Origin of the sequence: Pleionea sediminis, from assembly GCF_007570825.1 — a bacterium.
GTDB lineage: Bacteria > Pseudomonadota > Gammaproteobacteria > Enterobacterales > Kangiellaceae > Pleionea > Pleionea sediminis.
In genome coordinates this window covers 1,091,344-1,113,763 of record NZ_SUNB01000001.1, presented here as the reverse complement: position 1 = coordinate 1,113,763, position 22,420 = coordinate 1,091,344, and the positions used below count along the sequence as shown (strand labels likewise).

19 protein-coding genes are annotated in these 22,420 nt (G+C 39.0%); 13 read left to right on the top strand and 6 right to left on the bottom strand.

Annotated elements, in window-relative coordinates:
* Nucleotides 1–3 precede the first annotated feature (3 nt).
* From FAX86_RS04435 to FAX86_RS04425, 3 genes are all read left to right on the top strand, one after another.
* Nucleotides 4–564 carry a riboflavin biosynthesis intermediates N-glycosidase gene (locus FAX86_RS04435; protein ID WP_205859101.1) on the top strand — a complete coding sequence of 187 codons (561 nt, stop codon included), beginning with the start codon at nucleotides 4–6 and terminating at the stop codon, nucleotides 562–564.
* Nucleotides 565–902: 338 nt separating this feature from the next.
* On the top strand, nucleotides 903–3,008 hold the full coding sequence (locus tag FAX86_RS04430) for a TonB-dependent receptor plug domain-containing protein (protein ID WP_144392132.1): 2,106 nt from the start codon (nucleotides 903–905) through the stop codon (nucleotides 3,006–3,008).
* Between the two features lie 7 nt (nucleotides 3,009–3,015).
* Nucleotides 3,016–3,795: a 5'-nucleotidase C-terminal domain-containing protein gene (locus tag FAX86_RS04425; RefSeq protein WP_144392131.1), complete on the top strand. Its 780-nt coding sequence runs from the start codon at nucleotides 3,016–3,018 to the stop codon at nucleotides 3,793–3,795.
* Nucleotides 3,796–3,856: 61 nt separating this feature from the next.
* On the opposite strand, the gene katG is transcribed toward FAX86_RS04425, so the two are convergent.
* Nucleotides 3,857–6,088, bottom strand: coding sequence for a catalase/peroxidase HPI (katG, locus tag FAX86_RS04420; RefSeq protein ID WP_144392130.1), 2,232 nt, complete (start codon nucleotides 6,086–6,088; stop codon nucleotides 3,857–3,859).
* A gap of 374 nt (nucleotides 6,089–6,462) precedes the next feature.
* Between katG and FAX86_RS04415 the strand changes: the two genes are divergently transcribed.
* From FAX86_RS04415 to FAX86_RS04385, 7 genes are all read left to right on the top strand, one after another.
* A complete protein-coding gene (locus FAX86_RS04415) occupies nucleotides 6,463–8,295 on the top strand; it encodes a hypothetical protein (RefSeq protein WP_144392129.1) in 1,833 nt (610 codons plus the stop codon).
* Between the two features lie 139 nt (nucleotides 8,296–8,434).
* On the top strand, nucleotides 8,435–9,190 hold the full coding sequence (locus FAX86_RS04410) for a coiled-coil domain-containing protein (protein ID WP_144392128.1): 756 nt from the start codon (nucleotides 8,435–8,437) through the stop codon (nucleotides 9,188–9,190).
* A 114-nt stretch (nucleotides 9,191–9,304) separates the two neighbouring features.
* Nucleotides 9,305–9,844 carry an RNA polymerase sigma factor gene (locus FAX86_RS04405; RefSeq protein ID WP_144392127.1) on the top strand — a complete coding sequence of 180 codons (540 nt, stop codon included), beginning with the start codon at nucleotides 9,305–9,307 and terminating at the stop codon, nucleotides 9,842–9,844.
* 16 nt (nucleotides 9,845–9,860) lie between these two features.
* Nucleotides 9,861–10,541 carry a DUF3379 domain-containing protein gene (locus tag FAX86_RS04400; RefSeq protein WP_144392126.1) on the top strand — a complete coding sequence of 227 codons (681 nt, stop codon included), beginning with the start codon at nucleotides 9,861–9,863 and terminating at the stop codon, nucleotides 10,539–10,541.
* 95 nt (nucleotides 10,542–10,636) lie between these two features.
* Nucleotides 10,637–11,119, top strand: a complete 483-nt coding sequence (locus tag FAX86_RS04395; protein ID WP_144392125.1) for a hypothetical protein — start codon at nucleotides 10,637–10,639, stop codon at nucleotides 11,117–11,119.
* Nucleotides 11,120–11,341: 222 nt separating this feature from the next.
* Nucleotides 11,342–12,427 carry a hypothetical protein gene (locus FAX86_RS04390; protein WP_144392124.1) on the top strand — a complete coding sequence of 362 codons (1,086 nt, stop codon included), beginning with the start codon at nucleotides 11,342–11,344 and terminating at the stop codon, nucleotides 12,425–12,427.
* 213 nt (nucleotides 12,428–12,640) lie between these two features.
* The gene (locus tag FAX86_RS04385; protein WP_144392123.1) at nucleotides 12,641–13,537 is read left to right on the top strand and encodes a DUF4382 domain-containing protein; all 897 of its coding nucleotides are present in this window, start codon (nucleotides 12,641–12,643) and stop codon (nucleotides 13,535–13,537) included.
* A 52-nt stretch (nucleotides 13,538–13,589) separates the two neighbouring features.
* Here the strand turns inward: FAX86_RS04385 and FAX86_RS04380 are convergent, their stop codons facing one another.
* From FAX86_RS04380 to FAX86_RS04360, 5 genes are all read right to left on the bottom strand, one after another.
* Nucleotides 13,590–14,336: a hypothetical protein gene (locus tag FAX86_RS04380; protein ID WP_144392122.1), complete on the bottom strand. Its 747-nt coding sequence runs from the start codon at nucleotides 14,334–14,336 to the stop codon at nucleotides 13,590–13,592.
* Nucleotides 14,308–15,063: a hypothetical protein gene (locus tag FAX86_RS04375; RefSeq protein WP_144392121.1), complete on the bottom strand. Its 756-nt coding sequence runs from the start codon at nucleotides 15,061–15,063 to the stop codon at nucleotides 14,308–14,310. The genes FAX86_RS04380 and FAX86_RS04375 overlap by 29 nt, the downstream gene beginning before the upstream one ends.
* An 81-nt stretch (nucleotides 15,064–15,144) precedes the next feature.
* Nucleotides 15,145–16,239: a permease gene (locus tag FAX86_RS04370; protein WP_144392120.1), complete on the bottom strand. Its 1,095-nt coding sequence runs from the start codon at nucleotides 16,237–16,239 to the stop codon at nucleotides 15,145–15,147.
* A gap of 64 nt (nucleotides 16,240–16,303) precedes the next feature.
* The gene (locus FAX86_RS04365; protein ID WP_144392119.1) at nucleotides 16,304–17,293 is read right to left on the bottom strand and encodes a glutathione S-transferase family protein; all 990 of its coding nucleotides are present in this window, start codon (nucleotides 17,291–17,293) and stop codon (nucleotides 16,304–16,306) included.
* An 89-nt stretch (nucleotides 17,294–17,382) separates the two neighbouring features.
* Nucleotides 17,383–18,405: a metal-dependent hydrolase gene (locus FAX86_RS04360; RefSeq protein ID WP_144392118.1), complete on the bottom strand. Its 1,023-nt coding sequence runs from the start codon at nucleotides 18,403–18,405 to the stop codon at nucleotides 17,383–17,385.
* Between the two features lie 593 nt (nucleotides 18,406–18,998).
* Here FAX86_RS04360 and FAX86_RS04355 point away from each other — a divergent pair.
* The 3 genes from FAX86_RS04355 (at nucleotide 18,999) to FAX86_RS04345 (ending at nucleotide 22,236) form a co-directional block, all read left to right on the top strand.
* A complete protein-coding gene (locus FAX86_RS04355) occupies nucleotides 18,999–20,759 on the top strand; it encodes a monovalent cation:proton antiporter-2 (CPA2) family protein (RefSeq protein WP_144392117.1) in 1,761 nt (586 codons plus the stop codon).
* Between the two features lie 98 nt (nucleotides 20,760–20,857).
* Nucleotides 20,858–21,715: a pirin family protein gene (locus FAX86_RS04350; RefSeq protein WP_144392116.1), complete on the top strand. Its 858-nt coding sequence runs from the start codon at nucleotides 20,858–20,860 to the stop codon at nucleotides 21,713–21,715.
* Nucleotides 21,716–21,909: 194 nt separating this feature from the next.
* The gene (locus FAX86_RS04345) at nucleotides 21,910–22,236 is read left to right on the top strand and encodes an STAS/SEC14 domain-containing protein (RefSeq protein ID WP_144392115.1); all 327 of its coding nucleotides are present in this window, start codon (nucleotides 21,910–21,912) and stop codon (nucleotides 22,234–22,236) included.
* The last annotated feature ends 184 nt before the right edge of the window (nucleotides 22,237–22,420 follow it).

Here is a 22,420-nt window from a genome sequence, read left to right as displayed (position 1 = left end):
AGTTTGAATATTCGAACGGTTCAGTCATTAGTTGACTATGTTAATCGCGGAAATAAAGTTAAGTATTTGTACTTTTGGGGGCATCAGAAAAACGGAGCAAAGGTTAGTGGCAGTTGTTTTAGTCAATGGTACGAGTCTAGTTTTATGGATGATAATTATACCTATCAAACCGCTGAGCATTTTATGATGGCAGAAAAAGCCAAGTTGTTCGGTGATATCGAAACTCAACAGAAAATTATTGCTGCATCAAATCCTGGTGCTGCTAAGGCTTTGGGGAGACAAGTTATCGGATTTGATGAGGCGCTCTGGGTCGAGAATCGTTTTAATATTGTTGTGAAAGGTAACCTGCTAAAGTTCGGTCAAAATAAAGAGTTACTTGAATTCTTATTGAATACAAAAGAAAGAGTTTTAGTTGAAGCTAGTCCTGTGGATAAGATTTGGGGCGTTGGATTAGCTGCGGATAACAGTAAAGTTGGCAACCCAAACTTGTGGAAAGGATTAAATTTGCTTGGTTTTGCACTCATGGAAGTGAGAGAGCAATTAAAAGCAGCAAATCCAACTTAGTCAATTAAACTTTTTGTTCGATGCGCTAAAAATCAGGTTGGTTGACTCAATCTGCGCTTTTGGAGTCTCTACCCATTGAGCCATATGCTCTTTGATCCAAAATTAGGACGATCGTTCTTCTATTTTATTGGGGCGATTTAAGTATAATCTGTTCTTAGAATTGGCAAGACGTTCCTCGGGGATAGCGCTCAAATAAGTGCTTAATATTCAGGTGCTTAGGTTGAACTCTAAGATCTATATCCCGTCTCAGTCAGGCAGAAATTTTGATTATATCGGTTAAAACTATTATTCTGGTTTAACTCAACCTCAAGTCTTTCTTAATCGATAATCGAGCATCTATGACATTAAAATCTAACATTAAATGGCTGGCTCTACCGATTGTTGTGTTGAATTTTCCTGCATATTCTGCTGAAAAGATTGATCTTTTTGAGCTGACAATAGATGAGCTAATGGATGTTAAAGTGGTTAGTTCAACTCAGAATGCTCAATTTGTCCGTAAAGCGCCTTCCGTTATCGATGTATTCACGCGCCGGCAAATTGAATTATTCGGTGCAGAAAGTTTAATTGAATTGCTTCAATACTCCGCTGGTATCGAAGCCAGCTTAGCTCCTAATGGATTTTATCGAGTAGCCATTCGTGGTGAGCGAAAAGACGGCAATATATTATTCTTGTTTAATGGCCAAAAGCTGAATGATTTATACAATGGTCAAGCTATATTTAACTTCCCCACCAGCTTAATAGAGCAAGTTGAAATTATTCGAGGTCCAGGTTCGGCTCTTTATGGTTCTAATGCAGTATCCGGTGTAATCAATATCATTCCAAGAAAAACAAATGATTCTATCGGCATTGAAGCTGGCAGTCATGACAAGCATGCTTTGAGTTTGCATCGTGTTTTTGATGGTGCTGCAAGAATATCAACAACATTAGGTTATCGTGAGTCTAAAGGTGATTTAAGGAGCGTTACTGCCAGAAACTTTGCAAGTTCAGAGAGTTACTCATCGACAACCAATCATTTTCTGGATAATACATATCTTTCAACGAATATTGATTATGAAAACTGGAATGCTAGCTTTTATTTTTCCAATTATGAAAATGGTGATTGGGGCGGTCCCAGTTTTAACCTAGGAACTAATTCAGACTTTAAGACAACGAGTTATCATTTAAATCTCTCCAAGCGTTTTACTTTAAGTTCTAATAGTTTTTTAACACCTAAGTTTTATATTTCATTATTTGACCATAATTTTTTATATAACGACTTACCCATCGGATTTACTTATTCTGGAAATGTTTTTGATGAAGGTGGGTTTACTAGAGAAAAGTATAAAGCCAACAGTCAGACATTTGAGTTGGATTGGACCCAATCAATATCCGATGAATGGCAGCTTATTAGTGGATTGTTATTCGAGCATCAAAAGTTGGATGACTATTCGTTTTCTAGAAACTACAGCGCAATTTCATTAACCCCTTTCGATATTTTCGATAATCATGATAACGCCTCTTTTGAACAAGATAATCGTACGAGAAAGATACAAGCACTTTATTCACAAGCACGTTATGTCAAAGCCAACTTTGAAATGACTTTAGGAGCAAGACTCGATGATTACAGTGATTTTGGAAGTAGCTTCAACCCTCGTGTTGGTGTTGTCTATGATATAAACTCGAATGTTGTAGTTAAAGCTTTGTTTGCATCTGCCTTTAGAGCTCCTACTTTAAAAGAGCTTTATGACATCACTTTGGCAGGGAATAATGGTGTTAGAGGTAATGAAGACTTGAAGCCAGAAAAAGTAAATACTTTAGAGCTTGTTACAGAGTATTCGACAAAAGATTTAATTTTTCGTGTTAATGGTTTTTTTAGTAAAACTAATAGTGTAATTGGTATATATGATCAAAATGGTTCGGGTTCTCAAGCTGTTTATGAAAACATAGGAGACAGTGAAAGCTTTGGTATTGAGCTTGAGTTGAAAATGACGGTAAATGATTACCTATCAATATATAGCAGTTTCGGACAACATCGCACCGACTTTTTCTGGTCAAAGGCTGCACTATTTAGTGAAGAAAGAATTTACCAAAATACACGAGGCCACACTCAATTAGTTCATACGCCGAGAATACGAGCTAATTTTCAAGCGTTATTTAACTTTAGTTCTTGGTCGTTATCTTTAGGTGCTCATTATGGTGGGAAAAGTGGACCGAATGATCGTACTGTTATTGAGTCTTTTCGAGGCGTTCGTGGCGATAACGTAGTTATCGATGATTATCTATTAGGAGATATTGCTCTTAATTATCAATTATCTGAGAACAATGTTTTAACTCTTAGAGCCATTAATTTAGGTGATGACAAATATTCAGATCCTGATGAATCTTCTAACATTAGCGTTTTTGGTTCTTCCGGTCTTATTCAGCCTGGTGAAGCGCTTTCCCTAAAATGGCGATATCAATTGTGATGAGCATATGAAATTACTCAACTTATTTTTATTCACTTTTTCATTACTTTTAATAACTTCTTGTGATGAAGGGAATCAGTTACTGAGTCCTCGAGAAGAAATTAATGAAGAAGTTATTGGTGTTACCAATGTCGATTTAGACGCTAATCGGAATGTGGTTCGAACTGGAGAAGCATTAATTGGAAATATGGTTAGTGATGGTATGTTTGAGTTTTTGGCAAATAATGGATATTCATTAGATTTTTCTTTGGTTAATGGCGGTAATATTCGTTACAACTCGGCAACAAATCCCGATGGGATTTATGATAGTGGTGAATTAACTCGGCAAGATGCGAGTGATATTTTTCCTTTCAATAATACGATTTACTTAGTAACTGTAACTGGCGAACAACTTAAAGAAATATTTGAACGGGGCGTTGCTTTTGCTCCAGAGCCTTTTGGTGGGTTTTTGCAAGTTTCAAGTCATATTCAAGTATTTGTCGATTTAACTCAACAACCTCAAGAGCTGGATGAAACAACTGAACCACCAACTATTGTCACAGAAGGACAGCGTGTGATACAGATTCTTATTAATGGTAATGCTGTGTTATCAAACGAAAATTATACTTTCAGTTTTAATAGTTTTGGTGCTGATGGTGGAGACGGGTTTGTAACAATGCAAGCGTTACCGGCAGCACAAAAGGTTGATACAGAGCTTTTTGAGGATGATGTTTTGGCAGGATATATACAATCAGTGTCAGTAGTAGCTCCTGTTATAGAGTCTAGAATTGTAATTTCAAATGAGTAATGTGTGAGTTGCTTAAGAAGGAAAGGAGCTGATACATCAGCTCCTTATGTGTGAAGGAATTTTATAAATCAAACCGATCGAGCCTCATGACCTTCGTCCAAGCTTTAACAAAATCATTTACGAATCGCTCTTTTGAATTGTTAAATGCATATACTTCGGCAACTGCTCTAAGTTCAGAGTTGGAACCAAATATCAGGTCTACAGGTGTCGCCGTGTATTTAACTTTACCTGATTTTCTATCAACACCCTCATAAAGGCCTTCTTTTTTTGCTTTACGCCATGTTGTCGACATGTCTAGAAGATTAATAAAAAAGTCATTCGATAAGGTTCCCGGTTTGTCGGTAAATACTCCATGCTTACTGCCGTCTGTATTAGCGTTTAATGCGCGCATGCCACCGATAAGAACCGTCATTTCTGGGACCGTCAGTGTTAGTTGATCCGCTTTGTCAACCAACATCTCTGTGGGAGAGCGATAGCTGGCTTTCGTATCAAAATAATTACGGAAGGCATCAGCGGTAGGTTTGAGTAACTCAAACGAGTCAACATCAGTCCACTCTTGAGTTGTGTCATTACGGCCGGGTACAAAAGGAACATCAACTTTAACACCGGCATCTTTTGCTGCTTTTTCGATAGCAGCGGCTCCACCAAGTACGATTAAGTCGGCTAAAGAAACTTTTCTTTTACTGCCTTTGTTAAAATCTTTTTGGATACCTTTTAGTTTCGATAAAACTTTACTTAACTCTTTAGGGTCATTTACAGTCCAGTTTTTTTGGGGCTCCAAAGCGATGCGAGCACCATTGGCACCACCACGCATATCACTTGCTCGAAAACTTGATGCTGATGCCCAAGCCGTTCTAATAAGTTGAGGAACGGTTAAACCGGATTTAAGAATTTTTGACTTCAGATTTTTTATGTCTTTATTTTCGACAAGTTTGTAGTCAACTTCAGGAATGGGATCTTGCCAAATGAGAGGTTCATTGGGAGCACTGTCTTTAACATATCGACTTCTTGGTCCCATGTCGCGATGAGTCAATTTATACCATGCTTTGGCAAATGCTAATCGATACTCTTCTGGATTCGCAAGAAAACGCGCAGCAATCTTGCGGTACTTAGGATCAAATTTTAGTGCAAGATCTGCAGTGGTCATAACAGGTGGATTTCTTTTTCCTTCAACATGGGCATCAGGAACAGCTTTGTGCAGCGACTCATCTTTCGGTATCCATTGTATCGCTCCACCAGGACTGCGTGTTTGTTTCCATTCAAAGTTTAGTAAGTTAGAAAGATACAGAGTTGTCCACTGAGTAGGTAGTTGAGTCCATGCCCCTTCAAGACCACTAGTAACCGTATCTTCCGAGTGACCTTTTCCGCATTTGTTTTTCCAACCTAAACCTTGGTTTTCGATCGGTGCGCCGCCTGGTTCTTTGCCGACGCATTTACCTGGATTATGAGCGCCGTGCATTTTTCCGAAGGTGTGCCCGCCAGCAATAAGTGCTACTGTTTCTTCATCGTTCATTGCCATGCGACCAAATGCAACACGTATGTTTTTAGCTGAGCCTTTTGGATCGGGCTTGCCTTTAGGACCTTCTGGATTTACATAGATAAGTCCCATGTGAGTAGCACCCAATGGACGCTTTAATTCTCCATCGCGTTCTTCGCGATCGCTTGCTAACATCTCAAGCTCTGGTCCCCAATAGACTAAATCGGGTTCCCAATCGTCTGCTCGCCCACCGGCAAATCCATAAATTTTGAATCCCATATTTTCCATACCGACGGTACCAGCAAGGATCATTAAATCTCCCCAAGATAAACTTTCCCCGTACTTTTGCTTTAGGGGCCAAAGTAATCTTTTGGCTTTATCCAAATTGCCATTGTCGGGCCAGCTGTTGAGAGGATCGAAACGCATTTGTCCACCATCACCGCCGCCTCTACCGTCGAGTGTTCTGTAGGTCCCAGCGCTGTGCCAGGATAGACGAATGAAGAAAGGACCATAATTACCGAAGTCTGCAGGCCACCAATCTTGCGAAGTGGTAAGCAACTTGTTGAGGTCTTTTTTCACGGCGTCAAGATCTAATTTGCTAAAGGCTTCGGCGTAATCGAAGTTTTCACCGAGAGGGTTGGAACGTTTATCATGATCTCTAAGCGTTGTCAGGTCGAGCTGATCGGGCCACCAAAACTGATTGCTTTTGGGTTGTTTCGATTTCATATCTCCCGCTGCGGTTGCGCTTAGGGAAAGCGCCAGCGCGGTAGATGACAATAGGATTTTTAATTTGTTTTTGGTACACCTTTGTTTCATGTCACGATCTCCGTAATTAGAAATTAAGTAGCATGTGTAAATTGATTTTATGCATTTAAGGTTCGATTAAAATTTCATTTTGAAATCTTCGAAGTAGATTAACATTCATATATTTAATTTAGTTCTGGTTAGTCAAGGATGACAGTCGGAAATAACTATCACCATGTTCTAAATATTAGATTGTTAGATGTTATTTAGAAATTCCTTTTTAAAATATCTCGGATTAAAGGTAACGCATTAAGAGATTGATAAGACAAAAGCTAGAAGAATTTTAAAGTGGTAAACGTATTGCTCAATATGTTCAATCTTTGTTGCAGATTTATCAAGGTACTCTACATTTAATGTAGTTTTCAATTTTACGTGAGAGTTTTTACATGTTTTTTTTTCGGTTACTTCTAGCAGTCTTTTTATCCTTTATTTTATTATCTTGCGGTGGTAGTGATTATGGCTCTTCTTCAAATAATAATTACAAAGGCGATTTGCTCGTAACAATTTCTGGCTTACCCGTTGGAAGTGACGCGAATGTCACTATAAGTGGACCTAACGATTTCAGTCAGTCAGTAACTGCAACAACAACATTGAATGATCTCGATACGGGAACTTACACGATCATAGCAGGTGAAGTTTCAGAAAATAACGAAACTTATATTCCTGATATTGAAAGTCAAACGGTAACCGTTGTTAGAAATCAACAAGCGAACGCGACTGTAAATTATGGCTTAGCTATTGATTCCGGAAATAGTTTTCCTAGTGGCCTAGCAATAACATCTCCAACGGATACTGTAACAACGGCCGGAGTTTCAAAATTTTTTCTTGCACCTTTAGCCGTTACTTGGACGACGTCGTATGCTGATGCAGTACAGCGGATTAATGACTTATTAAATGGAACGACTCCGGTTAATGATGCTTTTACGCCGCAACTCTTTTTTAATACAGGTGTCAGTGCTGAATGCTACGGACCTTCGCTACTTTATGAAGATCACCCTGATGCAGCAACTCCAAACTCAGGTGAGTTGCCAGGTGGTGATCTTATGATATGGAATGAAACGGATACTCCAACTGGACATGCATGTGCACCTGCTCAATTAAATTCGAGACTCAATGGGATAAAAAACCAGAGCTTTGCTGCATTAATGGGGTTGGCTTCGATGATATATGTAGCGATTGATAGTGGATATAGTGAACCTGCTGTCGGAAGCAGTTTAGATTTAACCAGTGATATGAATGCTTATGGAATTACCGGTGTGACTTTTACCAGTGTTATAGCGGAGCGTGTTAGTACCGACGAATGGCAGTACACACAAGAGTATTCTTATATTTATAGTGGTACAGCGAGAGAGATATCGGTCGTGATGAGCCACACTTCCGGGGCGTCTGAGTTTGAATACAATGGTTTACTTCAATTTACGATAAACGGAGACAGTTCTATACTTGGTGGTGGAAACTGCCCGGATTCCGATCGAACACTCAACGGCTCTTTCGCTTATGAACGTAGTGCCGAAACTTCGCTAAGTGTACAGTCGAGAATTGCAATTTTGTGTGGTGCTGACGCAACTGGTTTTGTTACTGACGTCATGGCTGATGATTATGGTCAGGTAGATCCCGACAACAAATACAACGCAACAACGAATCCGGATGGTTGGAGTGAAAACTTTAATATTTTTGGTATGGAAATGAATCCAAATACGCTGGAGGGAACTTACGCTTATGTTTGGCAAGCAGGATTAAATGATAGTCATTCCAGAATATTTTTAATGGGGGTTAATTATAACGAAACCGGCGGAACCTCGATTTTAGATGGGGAAGCTTATGCCGGCTTCGGCAATTCAGTAGAAAATACCGATGGAAATATTCAAGGCATGATTTGTAATTGGGCGGGCCCTAATAATTCTCATGCGTTGCAGCCATACGGCCAACGACAGTTTTTCTCATTGAATGAAACAACGGGAATATTCGAATCTGGTGGAAGTGGTTCAAATATAACTTACGCACCGACCAATAGTTGTTCATACGATGGTTCAGGATCATTTATTTATGATACCGATCTCGATGGCGATTTAACTGACGAAGTAGCGTTGGGGGCCATTGCTATTGATTTGATGAATGCCAGTGATACGGATGCGGACGGCACACCCACCATGCAGGAAGCGATTGAAGCGAGAGGTTACACTCTCCCGGCAATACCGGGTGGATTTCCAAACCCGTGAGTAGAAACGCTAATTAAACGTAAGATGGTTCATAACGTAAGCAAACTATTGCATTGAATTTTTCGTCGATACCATAGTCATAAGTTGAGAAACAAGGTACGATCACAAAATAATTTGCAGTAGGTTAAGTGATAATTCAATGAAAGAAAATGAACCAGAAGGGCCATTGCCTGAAATAGTTGCTGAACGAGAAGATTTTGGTGTGGCTAAAAAAAAGCACACTACTAACTCTTCTGATGATCATGAGCCAGATGCAGAGAAAGGTGCATCATCGAAACTTTTATTTATAACAACATTTATTGCGCTTAGCGCTGTTGGCTTTAGCGCGTGGCTATGGACTCAATTAGAAGCACAGAAAGTTGAATGGCAGTCTTCTCAGCAACGTATTACCGATCTAGAGCAGCGCTTGTCCGCTACAGGTGAAGAGTTGGATCAATCAGCTGTTGCTTTACAGGTTAAAGTAACTGAATTAGCGAAAAAGGCGGATGAGCTTTGGACACAAATGGATAAACTTTGGGCTTCTGCCTGGCGGAGAAATCAGTCAGAAATAAAGTCTTTGGAAGAAAGCTTACAAAGAGTTCCAGCAACCATTAAAAAAGAAGTGACCCCAGTATCTCGAGACGTTGCTTCACTACGTGCGAACCTGGACGTGTTTAGTACGAATATTGATATTCTTAAAGAGCAAATCGACTTACAGAAAAACTCCATTTCTTCGATGAAAAGTTCAGTCGAGCAAGCGAATAAATCGGCGAGCTCAGAAAATCAGAAAGTTCGTCAATTGCAACAAGAGCTTGTTAAGTTAAAAGAGACGCAGCGGGAGCTTATGTTGCGAATTTCAAAACTAGAGCAATGGCGCATTTCATCTGAAATAACAGTACCCACTAATTCAAATTAATTTTCATTACACTAAATAGAGAAAGCCAGTTTGAAACGGGCTTTCTCTTTTGCTCTTACGCCAAGTCCAATTACCTCTCACTTTTATCTTTCAGTTTCGACTATCATTAGTTTTATGCATAAAAAGACTTTTGAAGAGCTATTCGCTCCGCAGATAAAACCGCTATTCAAAGTGGCTTACCAATGGACTCTTAATTCTCAGGATGCCGAGGATTTGGTGCAAGAGCTGGCTTTGCGCGTTGTTGACCGAGTGGATGAAATGAACGCGATAGAGAAATTACGGCCCTGGTTGGTAAAAATTATGTATCGCCTTTTCGTCGATGAAATTCGCAAAAAGAACGCGCGCCCTCTGGCGTATGAGCACCTTGTCGATGAAGAGGTTATGAAAAATCTGTTTGTTGACTCAGGCAGTGACCCTGAAGCTATCGTCGCTATTGACCAACTTGGGCGGGAATTAATTGCAAACCTCAAACAACTGGAGCATGAGCAAGCAGTTACGCTTTTTTTATTTGAAGTCGAAGGATATTCTCTAAAAGAAATTGCTGATATTCAGTCGGTTTCTGAGGGAACCGTCAAGTCCAGATTGCATCGAGGACGAAAAATCATGAAAAAACAGCTTGATACGGGAACTTTATTGTCACTTGATCCGTGTTAGTAAATAGAGGCTGAAAATGAACTGTACTGAATTTCATCAACAATTAGAGTTTTGCGAGAAAGGTAGTGTTAATTCACTATCTAAAGCGCAAGCGGAGCACATGCGAGAATGTGAGCTATGTGAGGCTTACTGGCAAAAGCATGTGGTTTGTGGCTTTTTGCACGCAGTTTCTAGTGTTGACGCTCCGGCTGGTCTGGAAGCAAGAATTCTGGCGAAAGCGAGTCAAAAGGTTTCAGAAAACTCATCTCAGTCTCGAAAAGTGAGCTGGTTGGCTGGAGCTGTTGCAGCATCATTGGTGTTATTTTCAAGCGTCTGGCTAATCGATTTGTTCCGTCCAGAGTCTCCTGCGAGTGAGCAGATGGCTCAGGTTAAAGTTAGTCTGCCGATCAATCAGGTTAGCATACTTCCAGTGATGATTGAGTCTCCTAGTGCACTACCACAAGTGACAATTTCGGTTAATTTAGGGCCTTCTCTTTCCATTGAACACTACAATGGTTTGCGTAAGTTGAGCTGGCAAGCCGCTCTCAACGAAGGCGCAAATATTATTAATTTACCTGTTTTGGTTGCTTCGGAGAAAGGTGATAAAGTGATTGTCACGGTTGAGTCTGGAGATGAAATGAAAACTTATGAGTTTTTAGTTGAAGGGCAAAAAAACAGCTCAAAAAATGTTAATTCTATAAATGATTCAACGATTTAGATGTTATTGAGGGGAAGTTGTATGAGCACTGTTACGTATTGGATTTATTAATTTTTAAGATATGGGTTTTAGTTAGGTAATTTATAGTGAAGATAATGCGATTTTTTATATTTAGTATATCGATATTAAGTGCATCGGTGCTTCAGGCTGCCGATGCGCAATCGAGTGCTAATAATTTGGATACAAAAAAATCGGATAAAGTAGAGCAAAAGCCGACTAAAATTGAAAAAGAGTTAGGCATTACTATTAAGTTATTGGATAAATCGGCCACTCCAAGTGAAGCCGTGAGTATCATTAGTTTGCCGCCTTTAGAAAGCTTAAAAGGCAAAAAGCCAGAAAAGTCTAATAGACCCGATAATAATGGAAATGGTCAAGGCCGAGGAAGAGAAGCTAGAGAAGAAGCTTTACAGGCTGCTCAAGACCGAATAAATAATATTATTGGGTCGCGAAGAAATAATGAAAATAAACCAGATCTACCCGTGGACCTGGACGACATTATTCCCGATACGCCCAATCCTCCTAATCCTCCGGGACCGCCAGATAATGACGATAAAGATATAAAAGACGATAATTTATAGAACAATGTGAATTTAATAAAGACGAGGCAAAAGGCTATTCTCCTAGGGGTAGTCTTAACACTTTTCAATTCCCCTAATTCAAATGCAAAAACCTTTGAATTGGGTCAGAAGCTTTTTGGTCAAGGGAAATATCAAGAATCATTAGACGCATTCATTCAAGCTCGTGATCGAGGCGATAATAGCCCTCAGCTATTTTATAATCTCGGAGCTGTGGCGTTAAAGATGGCTCGCTTAAATATTGCTGAACAGGCCTTTAAGCAGTTAAAAGTTCATTCGGCTTGGCACAATGTTGCATCTTATTATCTTGGACTTGTTTATCGAGCAAAGAAAGACACCAAAAAGGCCATAAGGGTATTTCGACAGCTGGCCAAGAATGACTCTCAATTTAAGGATGCTGCGATTAAGCAACTGCAATTATTGTCGACTGATGTATCTTCTCGTCAATTTTATGCCTGGGCGAATGTGACGTTCGGCTATGAATCAAATCCAGTCGCACTTTCCGATGACTTTCAAATCAGCTCTTCTAGCTTGGAAGATAATTATCGAGAGCTGACAGTTCAAGGGGCTTACTATCTGACTCGGTCAAATGAGCAAAGCACTTATTTTTCAGGATACTATATTGATGTCGACTACGATACTTTTGAAAGTTTAAGCTCGAGTAGTATGGGAGTTGCTGGGAATTATTTAAAAGGAAGAAAAGACAATCGATGGCGTATCGATTTTGCAATAGACTCAGCCAGTATTGCCAGTCGAAAGGTGTATCTAAATTCGACTGTTCGAGCAAGTTATCAAATCTTGTATGACAAAACATTACTCAAGGGAAGCTTTAATTACACATCAATTAGTGCTTCAACTGACTTTAAGTTTCTCGGTGGAGAGCGAGCCATAATTGGAATCGAGACTCAACCTAAATCTGATAGTGGATTAAACTGGTTGTTCGGCTACAGTTTCGAATGGAACGATAGACAAGGCCTAATTAATGAAGATACTCGACGAGACTACTCTCCTGTGAGACACCAATTATCGGCCAAAGCAAAATATCAGTATGAGCAATGGACGTTTAGCCCCTTTCTTAAAACTCAATGGTCAAATTACTCTACGGACGATACCGTCATCAATACAGATGGCGAATGGATTACAAAGAGGCGCCAGTCAAAAAAGTTAACTCTTGGATTTGATATAGAATATGAAGTGCTTAAAGACCTAGAGGCATACATGAAGGTGATAAAAATAGATAACAAGGAAAATATTGAGTTATATGAATACACAAATGACGCTTTCAGCTTAGGTATTCGCTACACTTTTTAGTTAAATCGATTATTAAAATAATAGTTATCAGAATTAAAGTGTTTGCCAACAGTATTGTTTTGTGAACTTCTTCTCTTTTTTGCTTGAACATTCCATCTTTTGTAAAAAATTACCAATTATTTTGAAAAATAGGGAACCTTTCTCTAACTCTGTTCGTGTAAAGGAATAAACGTATAGAAATTTAAATTCACTTAGAACAAAGGGTAATTTTTTATGGGATTATTTTCGAAGCATCTAGTTGTCTTAACCGGCGTGGTTAGTTTCTTCACTCTTGCTGGTTGTGGATCTGACTCTAACAACGGAACAACTGGAAAATTATCTTTAAATATCACAGATGCTCCTGTTGATAATGCAACTGAAGTTGTTGTTGAGTTTACAGGCGTTTCAATTAAACCAGCTGGTGGACCTGCAGTAGAGTTTGAATTTGATGAGCCTCGTTCCATTGACTTACTTCAACTTCAAAATGGTACAAGTGAGCCATTGCTAGATTCGGAAACCGTTGAGGCTGGCGAATATAATTGGGTTCGCCTTCACGTAAATGCGCTCAATGGTGTGATGGATTCGTACATTAGCTTTGAAGATGGGAGTTCACACTCCTTATATGTGCCAAGCGGAAGTCAATCTGGATTACAGTTATCAAATGGCTTTAATATTGCTGTCGGGCAATCTTCAAATTTTACAATTGATTTTGATCTAAGAAAATCAATTACTAATCCATCTTCAGCGCAAGTGGATTATATTTTAAAACCCTCCTTAAGAATTCTTGATAATACTGAAATTGGCGATATTACTGGTACAGTTGCTAATGCCACGATGGAACAAGAAGCTTGTGCAAATGGTGGCGTCGTATATGTTTACGAAGGTCTCGATGTTGTCGCCGACGACTTAGGAAGTGCAACAGAGCCTCTAACCAGTGCGAATGTTTCCTACAATGAAGATGATAATACATATGAATTCTTCGTTGCGTACTTATCACCAACTGACTACACACTTTCATTAACTTGTGAAGCGGCTTTAGATGACCCTGAAGTTGATGATGAAATTACTTTCTTAGAGTCAATAAATGCAAGTGTAGAAGCAGACACAATAGCAGAAGTCAGTTTTAACTAGAATTTAAGACCTCGTCATTTGGCCGGCATCTCGCCGGTCTTTTTTTTGCCTGTCAAAAGGAGCGAAGCTCATCGAATATGGGATTGTAAAAGCCTCGAAGCTTTCTTCTGTTTTCATACTTATTTTTAAAACACATTTCAAATGCAGCTTCCCATAATTCAATGGCCCATTTTTTCTGGTTCTTAACCATGTCATCTAGAGAAAATGTAAAGGTCGCGCGAACTTTATTTTCAAACAGAGGCTGGTTCATTAAGCGTAAACTTTCGGTTAAAGTCACGGCGCTTTTTAGATATTTACACTCTTCGATAAATTTTTTGCTCATTTTTTGATGTTGCTCATTGGCTATCGTTTTAACTAAGAACGGAGATGAATTTGGCCATATAATAAATACTGTCTTGAGATCAAACTCTAAAGGTTCAACGCTTGTGATAGGCGCTTTTCTGGCGAATAGTAATTTTTCTCCGGATAAATCGAGCTCCAGTGTAAAGTATTTCATTGCAGAAGCTGCGGGTAACTTAAAGTCAAAAGATTGTGATTCTCCTAGGACAACAAATTTGCCACTTTTATCGACGGTACCTTTGTTGTTTGAGGTTGAGTCAACAAGGGTTAATTGCTTCATTGCTTTTAAAGATTGAATATTAATTATCTGACCTGTCCATTTGGGTGCTATGTACTCTGTTCGTATCATAGGAATGCAACCGGCAAGTGCCACTATGAAGAATAAAAAAAATACTCGAGCTAATTTTCTGCGGTAATTGGCAACCATCGATTTAGGAGCATCCTTCGACCAAAGTGGCATGTGAAACCAATCCTACTTTTATAAGTTTTATTTTTCCTTCGATATAATCTGCAACAATAGCGCTTTTTTTGTCTTTGCTGTACCAAATAAGATAGTCTCCAGTTTGATATTCATGCGGCCAAATTTCAACCGTAGGGTGTTCCTCTTTCCATTTTTTATAGTTAGTCGAGTTCTTGTTCAGAGGTTCAAAGATGGTCCCTTCAATAACATCCTGAACATTAGAAAAATCAATGCGAACTAAGATATTTTTATCAATCATTAAAGATGGATCAGAGCTATCTTTTAAGCTTAAAAAATAGCAGTCCTCAGAGCTCCCTCCGACTTTCTGAGTGAATTTTTTGTATTGTTCAATATTTTTCTTTAATTTAAAAATGCCATAGCCAGTGTGTGTTAGTTTATTGTCTATTTTCTCTAAAACATCGTAACTGCTAAAAGCTTCTTGATTTTGGGGGATAATAATAGAGCGGCGAATTTTAGATTGATCACCTGTATTTAAAGGATCAAACCTATTAAATTTTTCATGAGCACTTTTATCTATGACGATAGATGATTGGCCACTATCTATTGGTAACACGGTAAGTTCGATCGATAATAAGCGATCATCAACATACGTAGCTTGAAGAACGGTTGTATTTAGAACTTCGTGGTATGGAAGGGGGACATTTTGACTAACTGTTGAACCGATACAAGCCAAGGTCATTATCACTAAAATAAAAAGTGCCTTCAAAAATTCCTCAGTACTCTGTTTAGCTTTTGGTAAGGAGTCTCTAAGTTTAGCAATAAATTAAATAGTCTACGAGTTTGTGGTTCAAACCGTATTTAATATCCAGGCAAGGCATAAAACCTGAGGTACTGTAACCAACGGTATAAAGAGTGCAATTTTCCAGGAGCGAGTTGTATCTCGTATTATCATCATTTCGGTATAGTCTGTAGATACTCCTGTCATTAAAAAAGCAAAGCTATTGCCAGGTGCGTGAGCTCTATTGAGTAAATCTGCAGCAATGGGAGTCGAACCTTCTGAGCAGACTTCAATAATTGTTGCTGCGATGACGGTTAGAACGAGGCCAATAAGGTCGGGACCAAAGTATGAAGAGAAGGATTCGGGAGAGAAAAGAACTCGAATAATACTGGCTAATAAAATTCCAAAAAGAACCCAACGCATGACCATTCTCGATTCTTTAATGCCATCGATGATCATTGACTTGAAAAAGCTGCGATTGAAGCTGGCATCATTAAACTGTTCTTTAGCTTCTGTCCAAAATTGAAAGTCTTTGGGTAGATCAAACTTATTGGGATTATCAGGTAATATATTTTTACTCACCAAACTGTCAAAAATAAATCCACTGACAATTGCGATGAGAAGTGACAATAATATAAACAGAAAAGTCCATTTTAATCCCACTAATGCAATTAGAACTAGAGTTAAAGAAAATGAGTTCCAAGGACTTGCAACGAGAAAAGCAATGACCTGGCCTAAAGATGCTCCACGTTGATAAAGCTTGGCTCCTACCATTAGAATGCCGTGACTACAAAGATCTAACAGCACTCCTGCAAGTGTTGCACGAAAAATTCCTGACTTTTCTTTATTGCTGCCTAGAGCAGACATAACGAACTCGCGAGGAACTTTTGTAAGAACCGATAAGACTCCTATTCCGATAAGTAATCCCCACCACATGGTATTTACTAATTCAAATGATGATGAGGAGAGTTGATTGAGCCAGTCAGGTAAACTTGAGATATTTCCAAACGATAACTGAGTTGTATAAAGTATAACAACACCAGAAAGTGAACCCCACAATAAGAAATCGAATTTGCTAGACGAACCATGGCAAGAGCTTTCATGCTCACTGTGGGACTCATTTTCAGAGCTCGCTGAATGACAATGATTGTGCTTTGAACTCACAGAGAAATCTCACACTTAGAACTTACCAACATATAGAATCATTTAGACTAACAAAGATTTAACTTTAATGGGAGCTAAGTTCTATAGTTCTATTATGAGGAGCATCTAAGTTTAATATTGGACCCTCTGGAACAATTCGAGTGGGATTTATCGTGTCATGACTTCCGTAATAGTGATGCTTAATATGATACATATTGACGGTTTCTTTAATGCCTGGATATTGGTAAAGCTCTTTTAGGTACTCCCAAATATTGGGGTAATCGATAATACGTTTTAAATTGCATTTGAAGTGTCCAACATAAACAGCATCAAAGCGAATCAACGTGGTAAATAGTCGCCAATCAGCTTCTGTAATTGTGTCGCCAGTTAAGTATCGCTTTTTGCTCAGCAGCATTTCAATTTTATTCAGGCCGTCGAAAAGTTCGTTAACGGCTTCTTCGTAAGCATCTTGTTCGGTTGCAAAACCTGCTTTATAGACTCCGTTGTTAATTGTCGGGTAAATGAACTCATTGAGTTCATCTATTTCCGCTCTTTTATTCTCTGGATAAAAGTCATCAGAGCTAGCGCCTATCTCATCAAATGCACTATTAAGCATTCTTATTATTTCGGATGATTCATTGCTAACAATGGTGTTTTTCTGTTTGTCCCAAAGAACAGGGACTGTGACGCGACCTGTGTAATCCGATTTCGCTGCAGTATAAATTTGGTGCATGAATTCAGCACTATGAATAGGGTCTTTAATCACGTCAGGTCCATCATGAAATGTCCAACCATTTTCGCGCATGTAAGGATTAACGACGGAAATTGGTAGGTGGCTTTCTAATCCCTTAAGTTTTCTAAATATCAGTGTGCGGTGTGCCCAAGGGCAGGCGAGAGAAACATATAGATGGTATCGATCCTTTTCTGCTTTAAATCCAGAGTCGCCTGTTGGACCGGCGCTGCCATCAGATGTTATCCAATTTCTAAAACTACTATCTTTTCGGACGAATTTTCCACCAGTGGATTTGGTGTCGTACCATTCATCTTGCCATTGACCTTCGACTAACAATCCCATCATTTGCTCCGGTTGATATGTTTAGAGATAGTATAGAGTGTATTAACTCGCTAATGTATCGAGTTATTCGATTAGAGAGTTTTAACTAATCAATGCGATGCGGCGGGCGAAATTTTTATTGAATCATCCCATATGCGTTGCCAAAGTAGTTCCGCGCGACGAAAATCCATGTCTGTGTTAACCAATTCTGCTTTAACCGGCCGATAGTGAGGGTTGTGTTCTTCAGCAACAACAAAGTTAAACACATATTGTGGCTCTGAGCCCATTCTCAAATCAGTAATAATAAGTCTGCTTTCTTTTGATTGAACCTTGTAAAAATTTTTAGTAAACCACTGCAATCGTTTCACCGGCCAATGTTCTGACAAAGCTCTGATTTGTTCAGTACTTCTTGAATACTTCTCAAACTGAATATTGGGAGTTGAATCAAAAATAGAATAATAGCCTTCGTAATAACTTGTATCGTCGACCAGAACAATTCGCCATAAGAGTGAGTTAAATGCGGAGGGTGTTGTAAGGTATTGATCAACGTTTAGCTTATTCTCAATAATAGAGTTTTCTGTTACTGTATTTATGTAAAGTTTTACAGCGATAGTCCATCCTAAATACACTGTGCTGACTATAAGCCCAACCCGATTTGCATGGTAGCCACTCGTTTTAGGATGACGGCTGATTAGAGCCCAAATAACCCCAATTAATAAAGGTATTGTGTATAGAGGGTCAATAATAAAGATAGTTGACCATGTCATAGGGTATTCACTGATGGGCCAGAAAATTTGGGTACCATAAACGGTGAAGCTATCAAGTAATGCGTGAGTAGCCAAAGATAGAAAGACTAATATTGTCCAGCGACAATAATGTTCCCGAGTAGTCACGTGTATACGTGTGATTAGCCAACTGATAATTGGGGCCACCACTAACATTAAAACGATTGAGTGTGAAGCTGAACGGTGATAGGTAAAGTCACTAACTGCATCACCCAGTGGAATAAAGACATCAAGATCTGGCAAGGTTCCACAAACGGCACCCCAAAGTGCTGCTTTTCTACCGAATTGCTTTCCGCCAGTGGCCTCACCAACAGCGGCGCCAAGTAATACCTGAGTAATCGAGTCCATAAATTCTGAGTTGTTCGCTGTATTAAATATCTCGTTTAATAATTCTTTGAAGGTGTTTAGCCTGACGATGAGTCTGGTTAAGCCGTTATTTAGCTGAATTTATGCAAGAAAAGCAGCTAGGTGCCAAGTATTATATTGATAAACTTTATAAAGTGTTTCTTTTGATTCATCAAGCTGATGATTAGAACGAGTCGACGCAATATCGAAAACTTCGATGAAAATAATCGGTAGTCGATTGTATTTAATTTTTAAAATGCTGTTAAGCTCTACCAACGCAGTTTGATGTGACTAATGATTATGATAACTCGAAGAGTCGCCTGAAAAGGCACCAGGTTAGAGCTGGAGTGTTCTTTTTTGATGCAGAGAGGTTAGTACTTCATGCGGACCGACATTGTTTTAATCAGACAGTAACAGGCAAAAGACTTGCATGCTGATTGTTATAATGAGGCACTTTTACACAAATGACATCAGGTAAAGAGGCATTATTTTAAAAGTTATTTCTTAACGAGTAAGTTATTGTCTTGATGATCTCGAATGTAATGCGAAAAATACCGCTGCTTTACTACGGTGCAGCACTTATAACAGGATAATTTATGGATACCCATACACCGTTATCGTCGGTTCTCTTTTTTTTAGTTGCTGCTGTAATAGCCGTTCCACTTTTTCGACGCATCAAGCTCGGAGCTATTTTAGGTTATCTCGTTGCAGGTATGGCCTTAGGGCCCTGGGGATTTAACTTCATTTCAAACCCTGAGAGTATCTTGCATTTTTCAGAAATTGGCGTCGTATTACTACTCTTTGTTATTGGTTTAGAGATGAATCCTGTGAAGCTTTGGTCGATGCGGCATCACATTGTCGGATTGGGTATCGGTCAACTTTTAATTTCAGCTAGCGTTATCGCTGGCGTGGGTTGGATTCTCATTGAAAATGGATCTACGGCGATCGTTATCGGTCTGGCTTTAGGACTCTCTTCAACGGCCTTTGCAATTCAACTGATGGCAGAAAAACGAATTATTGCGAAACCTTCGGGGCGAGCTGGATTTGCTATTTTACTGTTACAAGATCTTGCGGTTATTCCTATCTTATTTTTAGTCGATTCTCTGTCCAATAAAGCGGCTGTCGAATCAGTGCCTTGGTATTGGAGTATTCTTGCCATTGCAGCTTTATTACTTGTTGGCAAGTTTTTACTTAATCCATTCTTAAAACTGATTTCTCGTTATGGCAGTCGAGAAAGTATGACCGCAGCGAGCTTGTTAATCGTTGTTGGTGCTGCTGTTTTAATGTTGAAGACCGGACTATCGATGGGTTTAGGTGCATTTATTGCCGGAATATTACTAGCTAACTCAAGTTTTAGACATCAATTAGAAAGTGATATAGAACCATTTAAAGGTTTAACTTTAGGGTTGTTCTTTATTGCCATTGGAATGACCTTAAATTTGGATTTGTTTTTGAAAAGTCCCTTTATGTTGCTTTTGGCTGCTTTAGCATTAATGGCGTTTAAGACTTCTATTATTATGGTTTTGATGACCATGGCAAAGATTCATTGGCGGCGTGGGATAAAAGTAGGGCTCATGCTAAGTCAGGGAGGAGAGTTTGCCTTTGTTGTTATGGCTCAAGCAGGAAGTAGCGGTGTTATTCCAATAGAAGTCGCCTCACACATTAACTTAATTGTTGGGTTATCAATGGCCCTTACATCTCCTTTAGTAGCAATTATTAGTCTTGCTATAAAGCCACCAGCAAAGGCGACGCCAGAGTTACAAACGGCAGATTACGATGACGAGCCTGAAGTTTTAATTTTAGGTTTTGGCCGTTTTGGGCAAACGACAGGACGAATTTTAGCGGCGAATAAAATTCCGTTTACAGCTATTGATCGCGATGCTGAGCATATTGACTTTGTCACTCGATTTGGCAATAAAGTTCATTATGGAGATGCGACACGACTCGATGTACTTGAAGCTGCAGGTATTGATTCGGTAAGAGTTGTACTCGTTGCTGTTGATGATTATCAAGAAGCTGAAACGATAGTATCTTTGATAAAAGAACAGCACCCAAAAGTGAAGGTTATCGCTCGAGCACGAAATCGTGCCGCTTTTTGGAGTTTATCGGCAGCGGGAGCGGATCAAGTCGTTCGTGAAATGTTTAAAAGTAGTTTGGATGCGGCAACATTTACTTTAACGGAAATAGGTTACAGTGATGGTGAAGCTATCCGTACAATCGAAAGATTTTCTAATCATGATAACTCAATGGTGAGAGACTCGATTAAACATCGAGACGATTTAGCTAAACTCATTGAGGTTGGTCGACAAGGTCGTGCTGATTTGGAAAGACTATTTCAACAAGATCAGGAAAAGTAATCTTGATTTTTAAAATTTAATATCGACATAAGTACAATGATAGAGCTGAATTTTAAATTTGGTTTTACATTGGTATAGTCGATTTTTGGAGGCGCATTATGTCGGTACTCATTGCATCAAAAACTCGAGACTTAGGTGGTTTTTCAGTAAAGCGTATTTTGCCTAGTGAAAATCAACGAATGGTTGGGCCATTTGTATTTTTCGATCATATGGGGCCGGCGCACTTTGAGGCGGGCAATGGAATAAATGTTCGACCTCATCCTCATATTGGGTTAGCCACAATGACTTATCTATTTAAAGGAAGTATTTTGCATAGAGATAGTTTAGGTTCTATTCAAGAAATACATCCAGGCGATGTTAATTGGATGACAGCAGGTCGGGGTATTGTTCATTCAGAAAGAGAAACTTTGGAAGTACGAGGTAATGATCATCACTTAGATGGTATTCAGTGTTGGATGGTTCTGCCCGAAGAAAAAGCAGAAGTTGAGCCTTCGTTTACTCATGTTCCAAAAACACAACTGCCCTATATTCATAGAGAGAAATTCCTAATAAGGTTAATTGCTGGTGAGGCCTTCGGTCGATCATCTCCGGTTAAAACGTACAGTCCTATGTTCTATCTCGATGTTATTGGCGAAGTAGGAGGTAAGTTAGGACGCCCATGTGGTGACTTCGAAACCGCCATTTATATTCAAATGGGACAAGTTCGTATAGGGCAAGAAGAGTTTAAGGCCGGCGATTTTGTTGTTTATGAATCAGGTGATGAAGAGCTTGAGGTTTTGACTAACTGCAGAATTCTGATGCTAGGAGGAAAATCCTTTGAGCAAGCCCCATTTATGGACTGGAACTTTGTGTCATTTGATAAAGAAAAGATCAAAGATGCAAAAATTCGCTGGCAGAAAGGGGAATTTCCCGCAATTCCTGGTGATGATGAAGAGTTTATCCCTCTCCCAGGGTGACAAAGTTTTTAGAATTTTAAGTCCATCTTTAGAGTGAGATTTAGTAAGTTTAAGAAAAATAATGGTTCGTTAGTTGGCTTTAATAATGAAAAATCAATAGTGTTTTCTATAATTGTATAATGTCGGACAATGATTTCGAAAAATTTAAATACTTGATCTCTCAGGATGAAGATCGAAGCTTATTGACTATAATAATGAGTGGTCGACTTACGCTTCCTGATCTAAATACGGTATTTTCAGAAGTTGAAAAAATATTGGAAGGCAATTACTTTTCCTACCGAATTTATGATTTAAGCGATTGTGATATTGATATATCCGTTATGGAGCAAGAAGATATTCTAACAAACGTAAAGAATAAATTAACTCGACCTAATCTTAAACATCGTGTCGCGTTAGTCTCCAAAGATCCTTTGACACAAGGCTTTTTGAAAATGCTGCAATACAATAGTGTTGCCTTCCAGATGTCTGAAATAGATATATTTTCAAATCAAAGTGATGCGATCAACTGGCTTTTTAGCTAGTAACGTTTTTCGCTAATTAATTATTTTTTTAAGCCCGAACGATAGTCTTTTATCTCAATATCAGTGCGTTTAGTTTTCGGTAACTAACCTATATTTATGCATACATCTACGGCTTGTATTTTAGAAAGCGACTCTCTTTCAGTTCTTTTTAAATGTAGCTTTTAAAAAAATTTCTGAGTATGAC

Excerpts from the sequence above, each read along its gene's own strand:
- FAX86_RS04425 (WP_144392131.1), top strand. The coding sequence starts at position 3,016 with ATGAAATTACTCAACTTATTTTTATTCACTTTTTCATTACTTTTAATA.
- FAX86_RS04380 (WP_144392122.1), bottom strand. The coding sequence starts at position 14,336 with ATGCCACTTTGGTCGAAGGATGCTCCTAAATCGATGGTTGCCAATTAC.
- FAX86_RS04350 (WP_144392116.1), top strand. The coding sequence starts at position 20,858 with ATGTCGGTACTCATTGCATCAAAAACTCGAGACTTAGGTGGTTTTTCA.
- FAX86_RS04395 (WP_144392125.1), top strand. The coding sequence starts at position 10,637 with ATGCGATTTTTTATATTTAGTATATCGATATTAAGTGCATCGGTGCTT.
- FAX86_RS04360 (WP_144392118.1), bottom strand. The coding sequence starts at position 18,405 with ATGGACTCGATTACTCAGGTATTACTTGGCGCCGCTGTTGGTGAGGCC.
- katG (WP_144392130.1), bottom strand. The coding sequence starts at position 6,088 with ATGAAACAAAGGTGTACCAAAAACAAATTAAAAATCCTATTGTCATCT.
- FAX86_RS04390 (WP_144392124.1), top strand. The coding sequence starts at position 11,342 with ATGGCTCGCTTAAATATTGCTGAACAGGCCTTTAAGCAGTTAAAAGTT.
- FAX86_RS04345 (WP_144392115.1), top strand. The coding sequence starts at position 21,910 with ATGAGTGGTCGACTTACGCTTCCTGATCTAAATACGGTATTTTCAGAA.
- FAX86_RS04415 (WP_144392129.1), top strand. The coding sequence starts at position 6,463 with ATGTTTTTTTTTCGGTTACTTCTAGCAGTCTTTTTATCCTTTATTTTA.
- FAX86_RS04405 (WP_144392127.1), top strand. The coding sequence starts at position 9,305 with ATGCATAAAAAGACTTTTGAAGAGCTATTCGCTCCGCAGATAAAACCG.
- FAX86_RS04430 (WP_144392132.1), top strand. The coding sequence starts at position 903 with ATGACATTAAAATCTAACATTAAATGGCTGGCTCTACCGATTGTTGTG.
- FAX86_RS04365 (WP_144392119.1), bottom strand. The coding sequence starts at position 17,293 with ATGGGATTGTTAGTCGAAGGTCAATGGCAAGATGAATGGTACGACACC.
- FAX86_RS04400 (WP_144392126.1), top strand. The coding sequence starts at position 9,861 with ATGAACTGTACTGAATTTCATCAACAATTAGAGTTTTGCGAGAAAGGT.
- FAX86_RS04410 (WP_144392128.1), top strand. The coding sequence starts at position 8,435 with ATGAAAGAAAATGAACCAGAAGGGCCATTGCCTGAAATAGTTGCTGAA.
- FAX86_RS04355 (WP_144392117.1), top strand. The coding sequence starts at position 18,999 with ATGGATACCCATACACCGTTATCGTCGGTTCTCTTTTTTTTAGTTGCT.
- FAX86_RS04385 (WP_144392123.1), top strand. The coding sequence starts at position 12,641 with ATGGGATTATTTTCGAAGCATCTAGTTGTCTTAACCGGCGTGGTTAGT.